Consider the following 19,550-nt stretch of genomic DNA (forward strand, 5'->3'; position numbering starts at 1 on the left):
GCAAAGCTTGCGCTTTGCTGCTACAAATCTTGCTGATGCGAGTGGTTACGAAAAAAAGGAGTTCTGGTTTTATGGAGAAGAGAACGAAAGGCTATAATTTACTGAATGACCTCAATCCTCCACAGAGAGAAGCGGTGGAACATATTCAAGGTCCCCTTCTCATTTTAGCCGGAGCGGGCTCGGGGAAGACCAGAGTAATTACTTATCGCATAGCCTATCTAATTGAGAGGGGTATCTCTCCCTGGAATATCCTGGCGGTTACTTTTACTAACAAAGCAGCAGGAGAGATGCGGGAAAGGGTGGACCGCTTGGTGGGAAGTAAGGGGAGGAGCGTCTGGATTTCTACTTTCCATTCATTTGGGGCACGGCTTCTACGTGAAGAAATTGATAAGATTGGTGGGAGTAGACACTTCATCATCTACGATGAGGTGGACCAGTTGAACTTAATCAAAGAGTGTATGAAAGAATTAGATATTGATGAGAAAAGATTTAAGATAACAGTAACTCAAGCACTCATAAATAGGGCTAAGGATAATCTGGTCGATGCCGATTCATTTACTATTTATGCTCAAGCTTCTGATGACTACTACCGTAGAGTTGTAGCTGATATTTATCAACTTTACCAGAGGAAGCTTAAAGGGAGTTCTGCTTTAGATTTCGCTGACCTTTTGATGGAGGTGGTTAGACTTTTTAAAGAGAAAAAAGAGATATTGGAGAAATACCAGGAGCGGTTCCAATATATTATGGTTGACGAGTATCAAGATACCAATCACGCTCAGTATCTATTGACTAAACTTTTAGCTTCAGAACATAAGAATATATGCGTTGTTGGTGACGATGACCAATCTATCTATTCATTTAGGGGGGCAGACCTGCGCAATATCTTGCATTTCGAAAAAGACTATGAAGATGTTAAAGTTATAAAATTGGAGCAGAATTATCGTTCTACAAAGAATATTCTCAATATGGCCTGGAAAGTGGTCAAGAATAACAGATATCGGAAGGAGAAGAAACTGTGGACAAATCGGGAAGAGGGAATGCCTGTGGAGTATGCCCAAGTGGATAACGAAATCGATGAGGCTAATCTGGTGGCAGAAGAAATGATTAGATTGATGGAAGAAGAGCACATTCTTAGAGACTTTGCAGTATTCTATCGGACGAATGCACAGTCGAGGGTTCTGGAAGATGCTTTCAGGAAAGCTAAAATAAATTATACCATTGTGGGAGGCATGAGATTCTATGAGCGAAAGGAGATAAAAGACATTTTGGCTTACTTAAGGATTATAATCAATCCCCTGGATTCTCTTAGTCTGAAAAGGATACTTAATGTCCCCCGTCGTGGCATAGGCAAGAGAACTTTGAACTATTTAGAACAATATGCTCATAGATACCAGAAATCGCTCTTTGAAACTCTCACGAAAGTTCGCGAGATTAAGACAGTTTCTGTGCGTATCTCTTCTCGTCTTGAAGATTTCATAAACCTGATTGGGGAGTTACGAGAGAAGAGTAGAAACTTAACGGCGAAAGAGTTAACGCGCTTGGTAATAGAGACGACAGGTTACTTAAATGAACTTGCCAGTGAAGATACTGTTGAGGCCGAGAGCAGAATTGGGAATGTAAAAGAATTGGTCTCTGCAGTGGGAGAATTTGAAGAGCAGTCAGAAAATAAGACTATAGAGGTTTTTCTGGAGCAGGTGTCTTTAATTGCTGATATAGATACCTGGGATGAGGAAAATGATAGGGTGACTCTGATGACTTTCCATTTAGCTAAAGGTCTGGAATTTCCTGTGGTCTTCGTTACCGGTTTGGAAGAGGGGCTCTTTCCTTATGCCGATGCCCTTTATGACCAGGCAGAGATGGAAGAGGAGAGGAGACTATGTTATGTGGGAATGACCAGAGCCAAGGAGAGGCTTTATCTGACTTCAGCAAGCCAGAGGCGACTTTATGGACAGTGGAGGTGGAATGAGCCTTCTCGTTTTGTGGTAGAAGCTGGCCTCATAAAAGAGGAGGCAGGTCTCTTAGAGGGAGAAATTTCTCCTGATGAGGCTAAAGGCAAAAATATTTGTTCCTCTCTGTTCAGCCAGGCTCAAGCTGATGAGTGGCAGGTTGGTGCTCGAGTGAGGCATGAGGAGTTCGGTATGGGCAAAATATTGGAACGGAGTGGTTCTGGTGATGATATAAAGATTATTGTTCTTTTCGGAAATGGTCAGTGGAGAAAATTTTTAGTAAAATATGCACCGATAGAGAAAATATAAAAGAGAAGAGAGGGGAAATGATTACTAAAAAGGAAGTTGAATATGTTGCCAGGTTAGCGAGATTAAAGCTGACCGAAGACGAGAAAGAAAAGTATACAAAGCAACTGGCAGATATTTTGAAATATATTAATAAACTTAATGAGCTCGATACAGAAAAAGTAGAACCTACTTCCCATGTGCTGCGTTTATCGAATGTTTTCCGCGAGGACAAGGTAAGACCGTCTTTGAAGCAGGAAGAGATTTTAGCCAATGCTCCGGAAGTGGAATCTAGTCACTTTAAAGTAAAAAAAATAATAGAATAAAATTAAAAGATAGTTTGTTCATCGTTTAGGTAGTGTAGGGCTTTATGCCCGTAATGGTTTTGGTCTTGCCCACGTGAAAATTACGCCCATAAAGGGCTACACTACAATTAAGGGGAAAGAATGGCAAAGAAAATCAATATAAAGACAGAAAAAGTTACTATGGAAGCAGAACTCTTGGAGACAAAAACGGCAAAGGCTATCTGGGATTCTCTTCCTATTGAGGCAAAGGTTAATACCTGGGGAGAGGAAATATATTTTGCTATTCCAGTGAACATGGGTCCGGAAGAAGCTGTGGATGTTGTCCAGGAAGGAGACCTGGGTTACTGGCCTCAAGGAAATGGTTTCTGTATTTTCTTTGGAAAGACTCCTGTTTCTACAAAGTCTGAAATAAGGCCAGCTAGCCCGGTGAATATTATTGGTAAACTTCTGGGAAATCCAAAGGATTGGAAAAAAGTAAAAGATGGCGAGAAGATAACCCTTGACAGGAGAACTTAATGGAAATATATGAACTGACTGCGCACGAATTATCGGAGAAGATGGAGAAAAAAGAGATTTCTTCTGAGGAGATTGTAAGGTCCATTTATAATAGAATTAATCAGGTAGAGGATAAACTTCATAGTTTCGTTACCTTAACTGAGAAAGAGGCTTTACTCCAGGCAAGAAACATTGATGAGAAGATGAGAAAAGGTGAATTTCCAGGTCTCTTGGCAGGCATTCCTGTTGCCATCAAGGACAATATGTGTATCAAGAACGTGAGAACGACTTGCTCTTCCCACATACTGGGAAATTTCATCTCCCCTTATGAGGCTACAGTGGTTAAGAAATTGAGAGATGAAGGAGCAGTGTTTATAGGCAAAACAAATATGGACGAATTTGCCATGGGTTCCTCAACCGAGAATTCCTATTTTGGAATAACTCGTAACCCCTGGGATAGAGACTATATTCCCGGCGGATCTTCCGGTGGCTCGGCCACAGCAGTAGCTTCCGATGAAACAATTCTGGCAATAGGTTCTGATACAGGAGGTTCTATTCGTCAGCCAGCAGCCTGTTGCGGGGTAGTGGGATTAAAACCTACTTACGGCAGGGTTTCCCGTTATGGCTTGGTTGCCTTTGCCTCTTCACTGGACCAGATAGGTCCCTTTGGCAAAGATGTGGAAGATGCGGCACTTCTGATGAATGTTCTTTCTGGCTATGATGAAAACGATTCCACTTCAGTTAATCTGGATGTACCCGATTTCACCAAATCCTTAATAGAAAATGTTAAAGGTATTAAGATAGGAGTTCCCAAAGAATATTTCGTTGAGGGCTTGGATGGGGAAGTGGAAAGGGCAGTGAAAGAGGCGATAGAGCTTCTGAAAAGTCTGGGAGCAAAAATTTTCGAGATATCTCTTCCCCATACCGAGTATGGAGTGGCGGTCTACTATCTGATTGCTCCCTCTGAGGCCAGCGCCAACCTGGCCAGGTATGATGGAGTCAGGTATGGTTACCGCTCTCCAGAAACAGAGGACTTATTGGAAGAGTATGAGAAGACGAGGGGTGAAGGATTTGGTGCAGAAGTTAAGAGGAGGATAATGCTGGGTACTTACGCTTTATCTAGTGGCTACTATGATGCCTACTATTTGAAAGCCCAGAAGGTGCGTACTCTGATTAAAAAAGATTTCGATGAGGCTTTCGAGAAAGTAGATGCCATTGTGACGCCAACAGCTCCCACTCCAGCATTTAAGATTGGTGAGAAGGTTGATGACCCCTTGCAGATGTATTTATCAGATATATTTACCATTTCTGCAAACTTGGCTGGTATTCCCGGAATTTCTCAGCCTTGTGGATTTAGCAAGAAAGGACTTCCTATTGGGCTACAACTTTTGGCGAAGCCTTTTGATGAGGAGGTCCTGCTTCGCATAGCCTATACATATGAAAAGAATACAGAGTGGCACAAGAGAAAACCAAAACTGTAAGGAAAAAGGTGACTGTCACCTTTTTGGAGTGGATGAATGGTAAAGTATGAAACTATAATTGGCTTGGAAGTCCATGTCCATCTGAAGACAGAGTCTAAGTTGTTTTGTGGGTGCTCAACTGAATTTGGTGCAGCGCCAAACACTCATGCCTGTCCTGTCTGCACGGGGATGCCGGGGATACTACCTGTGGTTAATAAGAAGGCGGTGGAATATACAATTAAGAGTGCTTTGGCATTAAACTGCGAAGTTGCTTCACGCTCAATATTTGCGCGCAAAAACTATTTTTATCCTGATTTGCCTAAGAACTACCAGATTTCCCAATACGAGGAGCCTCTGGCTCAAAATGGCTATCTTGAAATTGGTACTGGTAGTGAAAGGAAGAGAGTGGGTATAACCAGAATTAATTTAGAAGAGGATGCGGGAAAACTTCTCCACTATATTGGTTCCCGGGAAATTGACGGGAGTCTCGTCGATTTCAATCGCTGTGGGGTTCCCCTTCTGGAGGTAGTTTCCTCTCCTGATATCACTAGCCCCGAAGAAGCTTATACTTACCTTACTACTTTGAAGAATATTCTCAGGTATCTGGAAGTATCAGATTGCGATATGGAGAAGGGTTCGCTCCGCTGCGATGCGAATGTTTCTGTGCGCTTGGCGGGGAAGAAAGAACTGGGAGTGAAAGCAGAAGTTAAGAATATGAATTCCTTCAGAGCTATCCAGAAAGCCCTGGAATACGAAGTTAAAAGACAGATTAAGGCATTGGAGAGTGAAGAGAGGATTATTCAGGAGACAAGACTGTGGGATGAGAAAAAGGAAAGAACATATCCTATGAGGAGTAAAGAGGAGGCTCATGACTATCGTTATTTTCCTGAACCAGACTTGGTGCCTTTAATAGTGGAGAAAGAATGGATAGAGAATATCAGAAAGACTATTTCCGAACTTCCCGATAGACGCCGGGAACGGTTTATAAAAGAATATAAGCTTTCAGAATACAATGCAGGGGTGCTTACTGCTGAGAAACCACTGGCTAACTATTTTGAAAAAGTAGTTAAACTGTATAATAATCCGAAGGTGGTTACCAATTGGGTAATGGGTGAGCTTCTGGGAAGATTGAATGCAGTGAATAAAGAGGTGGAGGAATCCCCGATCTCTCCTGGGCAGTTGGCAGAACTTTTGAAATTAATGGAGAAAGGAACAATTTCTGGGAAGATTGCCAAAACAGTATTTGAGGAGATGTTTAATAGTGGAAAGAATCCTCAAGTAATTGTGAAAGAGAAGAAATTAGTACAGATTACCGATGAGAAAGAGATTGGCAAGATAGTGGAAGAGGTATTAAAGGAAAATCCAGATGCTGTAGAAGAGTATGGAAAAGGTAAAGAGAAGGCTATAGGACATTTGGTTGGTCAGGTAATGAGAAAGACCCAGGGCAAAGCCAATCCCCAGTTGGTCAACAAAATATTGAAAGAGAAATTAAGAGGGTAAATGTAGAGGTTTGATTTATCAAATCCGCAGAAAGGGGCTCAATAAATTGAGCCCCTACATATCATTAGAATTAGAAGAAGAGGTTAAGACTCAATCCTCCTCCATAAGATAATCCGCCAATCTCCATTAGTCGCTTCTTGGTAGTGTAGGGCTTTATGCCCGTAAAAATTACGTCCATGAAGGGCTACACTACCTATAGAATATTGACTCTGACCCCTTTTTCACGGAATAGACTTATGAAGGATGAATTACTTCAATTTTGGGAAAAGGATAGAAGCTTAAAAAAAATTTCTGAAAAGATAGTTAACAAAGAGAGAAAGATAAAAGTCTCCGGGCTTTGGGGTGGTTCCAAAGCTTTTTTTATTTTGGGTCTAAAGGAGAGAATTTCTCAAGCCCTATTAGTAATTGCGGAAAGAGAGGATGACTTAGAAAGGTTAAGGGAAGACCTTAAAGCTTTTCGAGGAGAGAGTAGCCTTTTTTCTCAAGAGAATAGAGAAGATTCGCTTGTTTCTCTTTATCATCTCTCGCTGGAGAAGAATCCCCTTCTGGTAACAACTCTGGATAGTATAAAGAAGAAAATTATTTCTCCCTCCCAATTTTCCCTCCTTACCTTAACTCTGTCCCAAGGTGGAAAGATTGAATATCAGAAGATAACCGAAAAACTAACTGATGCTGGTTATGAAAGGATTGATATTGTGGAGGGAGTGGGAGAGTTCCGCCTGCGGGGCGAGATTTTGGATGTGTGGTCTCCTAATTTCGACCGTCCTCTCAGGGTGGTATTCTTTGAGGACCATATTGAGGAGATGCGCTGGTTCGATCCCCTGACGCAGAGGTCGATAAGCACTGTAGGGGAGGCTAAGGTGATTCCGGCAAAATTATCGGATGAGAAAAGTTCTCATACTATTTTTGATTATTTCCCGGAGGAGGGAGTGGTGTTAAAGGATAGTGTAGAGTTGTCATCGTCCGCTGGGAGGCGGCTTGTGGAGGTTTACTTGTCTATCTTGCCTCAAAGGAGTGCGCTTAATTTTTCCACGAAGTCACCACCATCGTTCTATGGTAAAATTGGGTTCTTCTGCCAGGGACTTGCAGATTGGCGTAAGGAAAGATGGGAAACTTATGTCTTCTGTAACAATGAGGGAGAAAAGTCGAGGTTGGAAGAGCTGTTGCGAGAACAGGGAGAAGAAATATTTCCCCACTTCAGGATAGGAAATCTGAATTCCGGGTTTATTTTTCCTGCCTTGAAACTTGTAGTGATTTCTGAAAAGGAAATCTTTGGTCGCTACAAGATAAGGCATCGTTACCCCAAACTCAAGTATCCCGTAAGAAGACTCAGTGATTTGATTGAACTCAATACTGGCGACTATGTGGTGCATGAGAGGTATGGCATTGGAAAATATTTAGGGCTTAAGCAGATAGAGATAGAAAGCAGGTTCACAGATTATATCGCAATCGAGTATGCTAAGGGTGATAAATTGTATGTGCCCATTGAGGATTTTAATCTGGTGGAGAAATATGTTGGCACTGAAGGTTACAAGCCAAAATTATATTCTCTGGATAGCACTGCCTGGCGTCAGGTAACGGCTAAAGTGAAAAAGTCTGTTCAGCGGATTGCCCGGGAGCTTCTGGAGATATATGCTGCCCGCCAGAAATTACCGGGACATGCTTTCCCTCGGGATAGCCATTACGAAAAAGAGTTTGCTGATGCTTTCATTTATGAGACGACCCTGGATCAGGAAAGAGCAATCGAAGAAGTTAAGCAGGATATGACAAGCCGAAAACCGATGGACAGGATTGTCTGCGGGGATGTTGGTTACGGTAAGACAGAGGTAGCTATGAGGGCCGGCCTTAAGGCTGTATTTGACAGTAAGCAGGTAGCAGTGCTTGCTCCCACAACAATTTTGGTTGAACAACACTACCACACTTTTTCTGAGAGATTCGCTGACTATCCTGTAGTGATTGAGATGCTCTCCAGATTCAAAAGCAAAAAGGAACAGAAAGAAATTGTTGAAAAATTAAAGCAGGGTTTAGTAGATATCGTTATTGGCACTCACAGGCTTCTCCAGAAGGATATTCAGTTTTTTGATTTGGGGTTAGTGGTGATTGATGAAGAGCAGAGGTTCGGTGTCCGTCACAAGGAGAAGTTGAAACAACTTCGAAAGACGGTGGATATATTGACCTTGACTGCTACACCTATTCCCAGAACTCTCTCTATGGCTCTGGGGGGAGTCCGGGATATGTCAGTTATAGATACCCCGCCACAAGGACGTATCCCTATTGAAACCTATTTAGGAGAATACAATGAGGAAATTGTGGAAGTGGCTATAAGGAATGAAATTGGACGGGGAGGTCAGGTCTTTTATGTGCATAATCGGGTGGAAACAATCGAGACAGTTGCCAGCTATCTAAAAAAGATGATGCCTGATGTGAGGATGGGAGTTGTCCATGGCAGGATGACAGCTTCAGAACTGGAAGAGGTAATGGTTAAATTTATAAATAAAGAGTATGACCTTCTAGTGGCCACCACTATAATCGAGGCAGGACTGGATATTCCCAATGTCAATACTATGATAATTACCAATGGGCAGGAGTTGGGTCTGGCACAACTTTATCAGTTGCGAGGAAGGATTGGCAGAGATAAATATAAAGCTTACTGCTACATTTTCTATCCACGCCGATTGCCACTCAGTGACATTGCTGAAAAGAGGCTGCAAACTATTGCCCAGTGCACTGAGTTGGGTTCGGGCTTTAAGATTGCACTCAGGGATCTCGAACTTCGCGGAGCGGGTAATATTATCGGGCCAGAACAGCACGGACATATCCTGGAAGTGGGATTCGATTTCTATTGTAAACTCTTGGAAGAGGCAGTTAACAGTGAGAAAGGCATCAAGATAGAACGGGAGCGACCTGTGGAAATAGATTTACAGGCAGATGCTTACATTCCTACGGACTATATTCCCGATCCAGCTCAGAGAATTAATATCTACAGGAAATTTGCCTCCTGCAGTGACTCTCAGAGTTTGGAGAAAATAAGGGAGGAGCTGGAAGACCGTTACGGTGATATTCCCCGGTCCTGTTTGACCCTGTTTGAATTGGTAGAGCTTCGCCAACTGGCTAAAAGATTGGGAATTGAGAAGATTGGTGAAAGAGATGGCGAGGTGGAAGTTGAATTCAGTCCACAAACTCAGGTACCACCGGATAAATTTATAGAGTTAGCTAAGGGCTTGAGAGAGAAAATTAAGTTTAAGCAGACGGAAAAATTTAAAATTTCAATTAGTCCCTGGGATTACGTTTCCAAGGTCAAAGGAGATTTAAAAGAGAAATTTGAAGGCGAACGGTTAAAAGTGAGGAAGTTGAAGGGTTTATTGCAAAAATTGATATAATCTGATATAATTAATTACTTAGCACTTTGTAGGCACGGTTTTAACCGTGCAAAAGGAGATGTGATGAAAAGAAAAATTTTATTTTTGCTACTGGGTATTCTGGTTATTGGATTGGGCGCACTTATTTTTTTTAAAACTAAGGATAATGGGAATACCCTGGTCCAGATTAAGGGAAGAAAGATTACACTTGAGGAGTTTCAAGTAAGAATTACCGAGATTCCCACTTATTATCAAGGATTCTTAGCTACGCATAACGGCAAAATAGAGCTTCTCAATGGTATGATTGCTGAGGCTGTGCTTATTCAAAAGGCAAAAGAAGAGGGGTTACATAGGAAGGAAGAGATCAGGAGGATGTTGAAGAATGTAGAAGATCGCATCCTCCTGGAGGCGATAGTTCAGGAGTTACAGAAAGACCGCATTGCCGTCTCAGACGAAGAAGTTAAAGAGTATTTGGAGAAAAATGAGGAGAAATTTGCAAGTCCCGAACAGATGAGAGTAAGCCACATTTTGGTAAAGAGAAAATCAGAGGCGAAGAAGATTTTAAATGAACTGAAAGAAGGCGCTAATTTCGAAAAGTTAACTCGAAAGTATTCAATCGATTCAATTACAGCTCCCCGGGGAGGTGATTTAGGCTATATTTCTCGGGGAGAAATGATTCCTGCGTTCGAAGAGGCTGTATTTGCTCTGGAAAACAGGAATGATATCAGCCCAATTATAGAGACTCCATTCGGATACCATCTGGTTAAGTTAACAGGCAGAAAGAAAATGAGAGAGAGGACTCCGGAGGAAATAGATTCTGAGATAAGGACGATAATCCAAAACGAGAAACTCGACAAACTAATGGAGAAGTATAGGAAGGAATCAATGGTTTCAGTTAATTATGACCTTTTAGACAAAGTTTCAGTAGGAATTCAATTAGAAAGTAAAGGAGAGACCAAAAATGAAGAAGAAAAATCGCAGAAGCCCTGAAGGAAAAATGGTAAGGAAAGAAATCATTAGCATCATCACCGTTTCTCTATTCACCATCCTTTGTCTTTTCATAGCCAGTTCCCTTGGGGCAAAAGTAGTTAACAAGACTGTAGCTACAGTTGATGGTGAAGTCATACTTATGAGCGAATACGAAAGAAGAGTCAAACCCGTGATAGAAGAGTATGAGAAGTTTCTAACGGGTCCAGATAAGGAAATAAAAATTAAAGAGCTTAAAGAGAAAATTCTCGAGCAGATGATCGATGAGAAGATTTTGATTAGCGAGGCTAAGAGGAAGAAAGTAAAAGTGAACAACAAGGAGATTCAGGATGGAATAGGAGAGATTAGGAAGAGATTTGGCACAGAAGAGGAATATAATCAAGAACTTGCCAGCCAGGGATTAGCGGAAGAAGAATTTAGGGGACAGGTGAAGAACCAACTAATGGTAATGAAATTGATTGATCAGGAAGTTAAAGCAAAGGTTGTTCCATCCACAGATAGTGAAATTGAAGACTTTTATAAACAGAATGAATCGGAAATGGTGGAACCCGAGCAGATGCGCGTGCGCCACATATTGATTAAAGTTGATGAAAATACTGATAAGAAGGAAGCTCTAAAGAAAATTGGAGAGATTTTAAAAGAGGTTAAGAAAGGGAAGACCAGCTTTGCGGAATTGGCGAAAAAGTATTCGGAAGGCCCGTCTGCTCCCCGGGGTGGTGATCTTGGGTTCTTCACAAGGGGTCAGATGGTGCGAGAATTTGAGGAGGCAGCTTTTGCTCTTAAGGTAGGGGAAATTAGCAATGTGGTGGAAACAGAATATGGTTACCATATTATTCAATGTATAGAGAAGAAAGCCTCAGAAAAGAAAAGTTTAGAAGAAATTCGAGACTACCTGCGGAACTTTATTTTTCAGAAGAAAATGGAAGAACGTTATGAAAAATGGTTGAGGACATTGAGGGATAAGGTAAGTATTACCAGGAGTGATATTGATTAAGGTTAGGTGAGAAAGCGGAGAGTAGATTGTTGAGATACGTAGGTAAGGGAATTTTAGATGCAACCAGTGGCTTGGGTCGGATAACAGGATTATTCCGCCAGATAATCTACTGGACTGGTCGTCGCCCGCTGAGGAGTAAGGACATTGTAAGTCAGATGATGGAGATTGGAGTAAGGTCGTTTCCAGTAATTGGACTTACTGCTCTGTTTACGGGTATGGTTTTAGCTTTACAGACTGGCTATGCTTTCAGCAATTTTTTTGGTGAGCCTGTGTATGTGGGAATGGCTGTTGGATTTTCTATGGTTAAGGAATTGGGTCCAGTTATGTGCTCTGTGGTTTTAGCTGGTAGAGTTGGTGCAGCGATAGCGGCTGAGATTGGGACAATGAAGGTTACAGAGCAGATAGATGCTCTGTATACTCTGGGCACAAATCCTGTAAAGTATTTAGCAGTCCCCAAGTTTTTGGCCTGTCTGATTATAGTTCCCATCCTTACCCTGTTAGCAGATATTATTGGTGTTTTAGGCGGACTCTTGGTTAGCGTCTATTCGTTTAATATTCCAGCAGCCGTTTATCGAGATGAGATTCTGAATTTTATGCGGATTGATGATGTGTACCATGGTCTAATAAAATCTCTCTTTTTTGCCGTAATAATTATTATGGTCTGTTGTTATAAGGGATTCACCTGCGAAGGTGGAGCGCAAGGTGTGGGGAGAGCAACTACTTCGGCGGTAGTAACTTCTTTGGTCTTGATTTTAATTTCAGACTACTTCTTGACGGCCTTTCTGGTCTCCATTGGAATTGGTGCCACCCATTTTTAAAATGTAGAAAGGTCTGGAGTCCGCCCGAAAGGGCGGTATGTAATTTCCTTGCTTTCGCAAGGACTCCATGTTTTTGGAGTCCGCCCGAAAGGGCGGATGAGTTGAAATATGATAAGGATTAACAATATCCATAAGAGCTTTTTAGGGAATAGAGTTCTACGGGGAGTGAACCTGGAAATAAAAGAAGGAGAGACAATTACCATAATAGGTGGGAGTGGCTGTGGGAAGAGCGTCCTTTTAAAACATATTGTGGGGCTCATGAAGCCAGAAGTTGGTGAAATCGAAATAGATGGTCAAGAAATCACCAGGTTGGGAATGGAGGAATTGGCTGAGGTTCAAAAGAAATTCGGTATGCTCTTTCAGGGAGCTGCTCTATTCGATTCTTTAACAGTAGGAGAAAACATATCTTTTGGTTTGCGTATGTTAACCGATTTGGATGAGAAAGAGATAAAAAGGAGAGTTTCCGAAAAGCTTCCTCTGGTCGGCATGGAAGGGATTGAACAGCTAATGCCTGCTGAACTTTCTGGAGGAATGAAGAAGAGAGTGGCGCTTGCCCGGGCAATTGCTATGAATCCCAAGTATATTCTTTACGATGAACCCTCAACTGGCCTTGACCCAATTATGGCCGATGTAATTAATAATTTAATCTTAAATTTACAAGAGAAACTAAACATAACTTCTATTGTTGTCACTCACGATATGGTTACTGCCTACAAGGTTTCCGATCGGATTGCCATGCTTTACCAGGGCCGGATAGAAGAGATAGGAACGCCGGAAGAAATAAAAGAGACGAAAAATCCTGTGGTGAGACAGTTTATTACTGGCTCAAGTGAGGGGCCTATAAAGATGAAGTTAAAGGAGTAGATTGATGTTAACTCAGGAGACAAAAGTAGGGCTTTTTGTTCTGTGTGGTCTTGTAGCTTTGGTAATAGTGACTGTTCTTCTTGGCGATATCCATTTGGGAAAGCGGTATAAAATAAAAATCATTTTCAACGATGTTAGTGGGCTTCCGGAAAAAGCCCAGGTAAGAAGAGCAGGAGTGGTCGTAGGAAAAGTTACAGATATCAGACTGGTTGGGGATAAAGCTCAAGTGGCTGCTTTCATAAAAAAGGATGTGAGAATCCATAAGGACGCACGGGCGAGGATTGTCTCTTTCGGGATTGTGGGCACGAAGTATCTGGAAATTACTTCTGGTTCAGAAGAAGAGCCACTCCTCGAGGACGGGGATACTATTATAGGTATTGACCCTGTTAGTATTGAGAGGGCTGTGGAAAAAGTCTTACTTGGCGTGGGAGGTCTGGTGGAGGAGATAAAAGGGGTTGGTAAAGAAGAGGAATTGGGCAAGTCTCTGAGAGTATTTTTGGATAATATTGGAGAGGTCACCCGGAAATTGAATAGAGCTCTGGGCACTGAAGGACAGGAGTTAGAGGAGACAATTAAGAATCTTAACCAACTCTCAGCTAATATAAGGGAAATAACCGATAGTTTAAATCAGAAAAGTATCATCAGTTCCCTGCAAAAGCTTGACAGAAGCCTGGATGAAATCGCCGAAGTTGCAGAAAAGCTCAATAAAGGGGAAGGAGCAATGGGAAGGCTTTTGACTGATGAAAAGATGGGCGAACAAATTGAAGAAATGGTAGAAAGTCTCCAGGAGAGTTCTGAACAGGCTAAGAAGATTTTGCAGAGGACATCTGGTTTGAGAACGGCATGGGAATACCAGTTAAATTATAATGTAAATGAGGAGAAACTCAGAAGTGACTTTGGTCTTTCCTTGATTCCTGGCAAGGAAAGGTTTTACTACTTTTCAGTAAACAATATTGGAGAAAGTAACAGAGACACCGATTCGGGTGAACAGAAAATAAATAGTATAACTGTGAAGGTAGGAAAAAATTTAGGACTGTTCTCTCTATATGGCGGGGTTATTCGCTCCAGTGGTGGTTTTGGTGGAGCTTTCTGGCCAATTAAAGACAGAATAGAAATTGATGCAGAAGTTTTCCGCTTTTCCAGAGAAAGAGCCTGGCTCAATGCCGGAACGAGGTTCAGGATAAACGATTGGTGCTATCTTAGAATAAATGGTGAGGATATATTGAATCAGGGCACGGTCAATAGCAGTATAGGTGTTGTTTTAAAGTGAGGTAACATTGGCAAAAGTAAAGACGGCCTTTATTTGTCAGGAATGCGGATATCAGTCCGCCCGCTGGCTGGGCAAGTGTCCTACTTGTGGGAAGTGGAACAGTTTAGTTGAAGAGAGATTAGATATAGATATTAGCTTGAGGGAAGAACGCACCCTTTCCACAGCAAAGCCGAGTCCAATCAGTTCTATCAAACCTCAGCCTGAGGAGAGGTTTCTCACAGGAATATCAGAGTTCGATCATGTTTTAGGTGGAGGAGTTGTGGCTGGCTCGCTTGTCCTGTTAGCTGGTTCTCCTGGTATCGGCAAATCGACTCTGCTTTTACAGGTGGCGGGAAGTCTGGCAGTTTCCGGAAAAAAATGCTTATACATCTCTGGAGAGGAGTCTTTGGAACAGATAAAGTTGCGAGCTGACAGGTTGAGGATAGATTCTCCGGAATTGATAATATTCTCTGAGACAAATATTAAAGAGATAATTAACCAGATTAAAGAGATTAAACCGAAATTTGTAATTATCGATTCAATTCAAACGGTTTACCATGATGGTTTTAGTGGTTCACCAGGAAGTGTGGGCCAGGTTAAACAGTGCACTGATGAACTCTTTTATTTAGCCAAGTCCAAAAGGATTCCCGTATTCATTTCGGGACAGATTACTAAAGAGGGAGCAATTGCCGGCCCAAAAGTTTTAGAGCATATTGTGGATACAGTTCTTTATTTTGAAGGGTCTAAGGATCACTTATATAGGATTTTGAGGGTGGAGAAAAATCGGTATGGTACTACCTCGGAAATTAGCATCTTTGAGATGAAAAGCGATGGATTGCAACAGGTATTAAATCCCTCACAGATTTTTCTGGAGGGACGCATTCCCACTGCGGGGACAGTTGTCGTAGCACCTTTAGAGGGAACTAGACCCCTTTTAGTTGAACTACAGGCTTTAGTCACAAGAGCAAATTTTAACCTACCCAGGCGACAAGCCAGTGGTTTAGACTACAATAGGATACTTCTCTTGGTAGCGGTACTGGAGAAAAATTTTAATCTCCATCTGGAAAATTGTGATATCTTCTTGAATATCGCCGGAGGCGTGAAAATTTACGAACCTGCCTGTGACCTGGGCGTTATAGCGGCTATCTATTCAGGAGTGAAGAATAGACCTATTGGTGAGGAGGTAATGGTTATTGGTGAAGTTGGTTTGGTAGGTGAGGTGCGGGGAGTGACTTTTGTTGAAAAAAGGGTAAGCGAGGCGGAAAAGTTAGGCTTCAAAACCTGCATACTACCCAGTAATAACCTGAAAGAATTCCACGAGAAGAGAAAAATAGATTTAATTGGTGTGTCTACAGTTAATGAGGCTATTGAAAAACTGCATCTCGGGCGGGCTTGAGGGTCTTTTTGGCAATCCCTAACCCTCTCTCCCAAGGGGAGAGGAGGGAAAAAAGGTGCCTGTCACCTTTTCTTTGAGGTAGTCGACGGCTTTAGCCGGCGTATGGAGAGTAGAATATTTAATTATAGAGAAGCAAAAGACGAGGAGGTGAAAATTATTGTTTATCTGGATTGTTCGCTTATTAGTTATTATTGCTGGGCCAATCATTGGTTATTTTCAGATTTCTCCAGGGGCTAAGGGTATTCTAATCGGAACGGGTGCTGCAATTTTGATTATCCTTGTAGAGATACTTATTGAAAAAGTTGCCCTGGATACAATGGTAGCTGGTGGTATTGGAATAATCCTGGGATTAATTGCTGCCAAACTCATTGACTATTCGGTAGCATTGATGGGGAATCCATCTGTGGATACATTCTTTAAATCGTATTCTCTGTTAACAAAAGTTGTGCTTGCTTATATCGGAATGCTCCTGGCTATTAAAAAGAAAGAGGAATTAGAACTTCTGGATAAGAACATCACCCTTTCCAGTAAGCGAAAAGGTGGTGCGATGATGAAGGTCATCGACACCAGCGCCTTAATTGATGGTAGGATTATTGATATCTGCGAGACCAAATTTTTAGAAGGAACTCTGGTAATCCCCAATTTCGTTTTGAAAGAACTGCAAGAAATTTCTGATTCACCAGACTCTTCAAAGAGAAACCTGGGTAGGAGGGGACTCGACGTTTTAAAGAGACTCCAGGAGACTAAACAGGTCACAGTAAAGATTTTTGAGAAAGATTATCCTAAAATTGAAGAAGTAGATGCAAAGATAATAAAATTGGCTGATGAATTGGATGCCAGGATTATGACTGCCGACTTCAACTTAAACAAAGTTGCAGCGGTGCAGGGAATTGCTGTTTTGAATGTCAACGAACTGTCCAACGCAATTAAACCGCCAGTTCTGCCTGGCGAGGCAATGAAGGTCTTCGTTTTAAAAGAGGGAAAAGAGCCTAAACAGGGAGTGGCTTATCTTGATGATGGAACGATGGTGGTAATTGAAGATGGAAGGAGATATATCGGCAGAAAAGTTGACGTAATGGTAAACAGCATTTTACAAACTGCCGCCGGACGGATGATATTTGCCCGCCTTGTGGAAGAATGAACAGACGATTTATGAGAGGAGAGGTAACCTTTGAAAGTAGTAGCAATTATTGTTGCTGCTGGCAGTGGAAAAAGGATGGGACGTTCAACAAAGAAACAGTTCCTCTCTATCGGCTCTAAACCAATTCTGGCATATACTCTCGATGTATTTGACTCAATAAATAGAGTTGACAGGATAATTTTGGTTATCCCCAGAGGTTGGAAAAGGTATTGTCAGAAGGAAATTATAGAGAAGTACGGATATAAGAAAGAGATAGAGTTGACTAGTGGAGGAGCGCGGCGACAGGACTCGGTGGCTTGTGGACTTGCTCTTGTGTCTTCGGATTATGAGATAGTAATTATTCATGATGGAGTGAGGCCGTTTGTCACCAGAAGGATGATAATTGAATCTATTGCCAAAGCAAGGAAATTTGGAGCCTGCGTTGTCGCCGTTCCTGTGAGTGATACTGTCAAAATGGCAAACAGTAGAGGCGTTATAGAAAGAACGCTTCCTCGTGAATGTCTCTGGAGAGTTCAGACTCCACAAACGTTCCGGCTCAGTTTGATTAAGAAAGCTTATGCTAAAGCCCTGAAAGACAGATTTTATGGCACTGACGATGCTCAGTTGGTGGAAAGAATGAATAAACCAGTAAAAGTTATCTCCGGTGACTACCGTAACATAAAAATTACCACTAAAGAAGACCTGATCCTTGCTGAAAGGATATTATCAAAAAAGCCATTCTAGCCTTTGTGTAGCCGCAGAGCGAAGCTCTGCTTTGATTTAGGGGCTTGTCCCCGTCCTGTTTTTGGTAGTGTAGGGCTTTATGCCCGTAATCTTTTTTGTAGTGTAGGGGCTTGTCCCCGTAAGTTTACGCCCATAAAGGGTACACTACGGATAGACAAAAATTACGCCCATAAAGGGCTACACTACCCGTAAATTTTTGGGAAGGGAATCATTATGAAAGTAGGTATTGGCTACGACATCCATCGGCTGGTTACAGGGAGAAAATTAGTATTGGGGGGTGTAGAAATACCTTTTGAGAAGGGGCTGTCTGGCCACTCTGATGCAGACGTTTTAGCCCATTCCATCTGTGATGCAATTCTTGGCGCATTAGGAAAGGGCGATATAGGCCTTCATTTTCCGGATACTGACCCAAAGTATAAAGATATCTCATCTCTGATTCTTTTGGGAAAAGTTTCTGAAATTATGACTGAAGCAAATTTTCAGGTAAATAATCTCGATTCGATAATTATAGCTCAGAGTCCCCGCCTTTCGCCCTATATTGAAGAAATGAAAAAGAATGTTAGCGGAGTTCTAAACAGTAGTCGAGAAGTAATAAATATTAAAGCCACAACCAATGAAGGATTGGGATTGATTGGTCAGGGCGAAGGAATAGCTGCTTATACTATAGTTTCACTCACAGAGCTTTAAAGGAAGATTATGTCTTTATTTGTTTATAATACTCTAACCCGGAAGAAAGAAGAATTTAAACCGCACTCCCCGGGTAAGGTCAAGATTTATGTTTGTGGAACCACACCCTACGATCATTGCCATCTCGGGCACGCCCGCTGTTATGTAGTTTTTGATGTAATCAGAAAATATTTAGAATATAAGGGTTATGAAGTGACATATGTGCAAAATTTTACAGATATTGACGATAAGATTATCAACAGAGCCAAACAGTTAGGAAGCAAGGCCGAAGACATAGCAGAGAAGTATATCAGCGAATATTTTGAAGTAATGAGAAAAATAAACATAAAGGAAGCCAATTTTTACCCCAAAACGACAGAGCATATCCCGGAGATGATCAAACTTATTGAAAAGTTAATCAAACGAGGCTATGCCTACGTCATAGATGGAGATGTCTACTTCGAAATAGCAAAGTTTGATGGTTACGGTAAACTTTCCCATCGCTCCCGGGAAGAGATGCAGGCAGGAGTCAGGATAAAAGTGGATAAACGAAAGAGGAACCCTCTCGATTTTGCTTTATGGAAAAGTGCCAAGCCCGGTGAGCCATACTGGGAAAGCCCCTGGGGAAAGGGCAGGCCGGGATGGCATATTGAGTGCAGTGCAATGAGCATGGGGCGCCTGGGAGTTCCCTTCGACATTCACGGTGGTGGGCAGGACTTGATATTTCCCCACCATGAGAATGAAATTGCTCAATCCGAGGCAGCTACAGGAAAACCTTTTGCGGGTTACTGGTTACATAACGGCTTTGTTACGGTCAATCAGGAAAAGATGTCTAAATCCCTGGGCAATTTTTTTACCTTGCAGGAGATTTATGAAAAATATTCTCCCAATGTGGTCAGGTTCTTTCTTATTTCCCAATACTATCGAAGCCACATAGATTTCTCTGACGATAAGATGGAAGAAGCCCGGAAGAGTTTAGAAAGGTTTCACAATACTTTAGAGAACATCGAATTTCTGCTAAAGGGATTGAAAGCGGGAAAGAAATCGAGTCCTCCTAAAAGAGAGGATAGTAGTATATCGGAGGCAAAAGAAAAATTCACCACAGCTATGGATGATGATTTTAATACAGCTCGAGCTTTAGGTCATATATTCGATTTGGTAGGTAAAGCAAACAAAAAAATTTCTGAAAAGAATCCTGACCTCCCCTTTCTTCTCGGGGCAGATAGAGCCTTAAGAAGCATGGGTTCTCTTTTGGGGTTTCTGAAAGAGAAGGCTATAGAAAAGGCAGGAATGGATGAGTTCCAAATCGAAAAGCTTATTGACGAGCGCGATACTGCCCGGGAAAGAAAGGATTGGAAGAAA

Annotated in this window: 16 protein-coding genes; all 16 read left to right on the forward strand. The window is 41.9% G+C overall.

Features of this window, described 5'->3' with window-relative positions; translation table 11 throughout:
• Positions 1–71 precede the first annotated feature (71 nt).
• Positions 72–2,255 carry a UvrD-helicase domain-containing protein gene (locus VMW39_02850; GenBank protein HUW22958.1) on the forward strand — a complete coding sequence of 728 codons (2,184 nt, stop codon included), beginning with the start codon at positions 72–74 and terminating at the stop codon, positions 2,253–2,255.
• Entirely contained in the window at positions 2,231–2,557 is a 327-nt protein-coding gene (gatC, locus tag VMW39_02855) for an Asp-tRNA(Asn)/Glu-tRNA(Gln) amidotransferase subunit GatC (protein ID HUW22959.1), read from the forward strand. Before VMW39_02850 ends, gatC begins: the two co-directional genes overlap by 25 nt.
• A gap of 120 nt (positions 2,558–2,677) precedes the next feature.
• Complete coding sequence (locus tag VMW39_02860) at positions 2,678–3,052, forward strand: cyclophilin-like fold protein (protein HUW22960.1); 375 nt, start codon at positions 2,678–2,680, stop codon at positions 3,050–3,052.
• Complete coding sequence (gatA, locus tag VMW39_02865; protein HUW22961.1) at positions 3,052–4,512, forward strand: Asp-tRNA(Asn)/Glu-tRNA(Gln) amidotransferase subunit GatA; 1,461 nt, start codon at positions 3,052–3,054, stop codon at positions 4,510–4,512. Before VMW39_02860 ends, gatA begins: the two co-directional genes overlap by 1 nt.
• A 36-nt stretch (positions 4,513–4,548) precedes the next feature.
• Positions 4,549–5,991: an Asp-tRNA(Asn)/Glu-tRNA(Gln) amidotransferase subunit GatB gene (gene gatB, locus VMW39_02870; GenBank protein HUW22962.1), complete on the forward strand. Its 1,443-nt coding sequence runs from the start codon at positions 4,549–4,551 to the stop codon at positions 5,989–5,991.
• A 236-nt stretch (positions 5,992–6,227) separates the two neighbouring features.
• Positions 6,228–9,371 carry a transcription-repair coupling factor gene (gene mfd, locus VMW39_02875; protein HUW22963.1) on the forward strand — a complete coding sequence of 1,048 codons (3,144 nt, stop codon included), beginning with the start codon at positions 6,228–6,230 and terminating at the stop codon, positions 9,369–9,371.
• Positions 9,372–9,434: 63 nt separating this feature from the next.
• Positions 9,435–10,340: a peptidylprolyl isomerase gene (locus VMW39_02880; GenBank protein ID HUW22964.1), complete on the forward strand. Its 906-nt coding sequence runs from the start codon at positions 9,435–9,437 to the stop codon at positions 10,338–10,340.
• A complete protein-coding gene (locus VMW39_02885; protein ID HUW22965.1) occupies positions 10,312–11,331 on the forward strand; it encodes a peptidylprolyl isomerase in 1,020 nt (339 codons plus the stop codon). Before VMW39_02880 ends, VMW39_02885 begins: the two co-directional genes overlap by 29 nt.
• A gap of 26 nt (positions 11,332–11,357) precedes the next feature.
• Positions 11,358–12,149 (forward strand): ABC transporter permease, encoded by a 792-nt coding sequence (locus VMW39_02890; GenBank protein HUW22966.1) that lies wholly within the window; start codon positions 11,358–11,360, stop codon positions 12,147–12,149.
• A gap of 108 nt (positions 12,150–12,257) precedes the next feature.
• The gene (locus VMW39_02895) at positions 12,258–13,013 is read left to right on the forward strand and encodes an ABC transporter ATP-binding protein (protein HUW22967.1); all 756 of its coding nucleotides are present in this window, start codon (positions 12,258–12,260) and stop codon (positions 13,011–13,013) included.
• 4 nt (positions 13,014–13,017) lie between these two features.
• The gene (locus VMW39_02900) at positions 13,018–14,283 is read left to right on the forward strand and encodes an MlaD family protein (GenBank protein ID HUW22968.1); all 1,266 of its coding nucleotides are present in this window, start codon (positions 13,018–13,020) and stop codon (positions 14,281–14,283) included.
• Positions 14,284–14,290: 7 nt separating this feature from the next.
• Positions 14,291–15,658, forward strand: coding sequence for a DNA repair protein RadA (gene radA, locus VMW39_02905; protein ID HUW22969.1), 1,368 nt, complete (start codon positions 14,291–14,293; stop codon positions 15,656–15,658).
• A 157-nt stretch (positions 15,659–15,815) separates the two neighbouring features.
• Positions 15,816–16,799 (forward strand): PIN domain-containing protein, encoded by a 984-nt coding sequence (locus VMW39_02910; GenBank protein ID HUW22970.1) that lies wholly within the window; start codon positions 15,816–15,818, stop codon positions 16,797–16,799.
• A gap of 30 nt (positions 16,800–16,829) precedes the next feature.
• The gene (gene ispD / locus VMW39_02915; protein HUW22971.1) at positions 16,830–17,522 is read left to right on the forward strand and encodes a 2-C-methyl-D-erythritol 4-phosphate cytidylyltransferase; all 693 of its coding nucleotides are present in this window, start codon (positions 16,830–16,832) and stop codon (positions 17,520–17,522) included.
• 213 nt (positions 17,523–17,735) lie between these two features.
• Positions 17,736–18,209: a 2-C-methyl-D-erythritol 2,4-cyclodiphosphate synthase gene (gene ispF / locus VMW39_02920; protein HUW22972.1), complete on the forward strand. Its 474-nt coding sequence runs from the start codon at positions 17,736–17,738 to the stop codon at positions 18,207–18,209.
• Positions 18,210–18,218: 9 nt separating this feature from the next.
• Positions 18,219–19,550, forward strand: a 1,332-nt coding sequence (gene cysS / locus VMW39_02925; protein ID HUW22973.1) for a cysteine--tRNA ligase, incomplete at its 3' end; no start/stop codon positions are given.

It is taken from the genome of bacterium (genome assembly GCA_035530055.1).
GTDB lineage: Bacteria > UBA6262 > WVXT01 > WVXT01 > WVXT01 > WVXT01.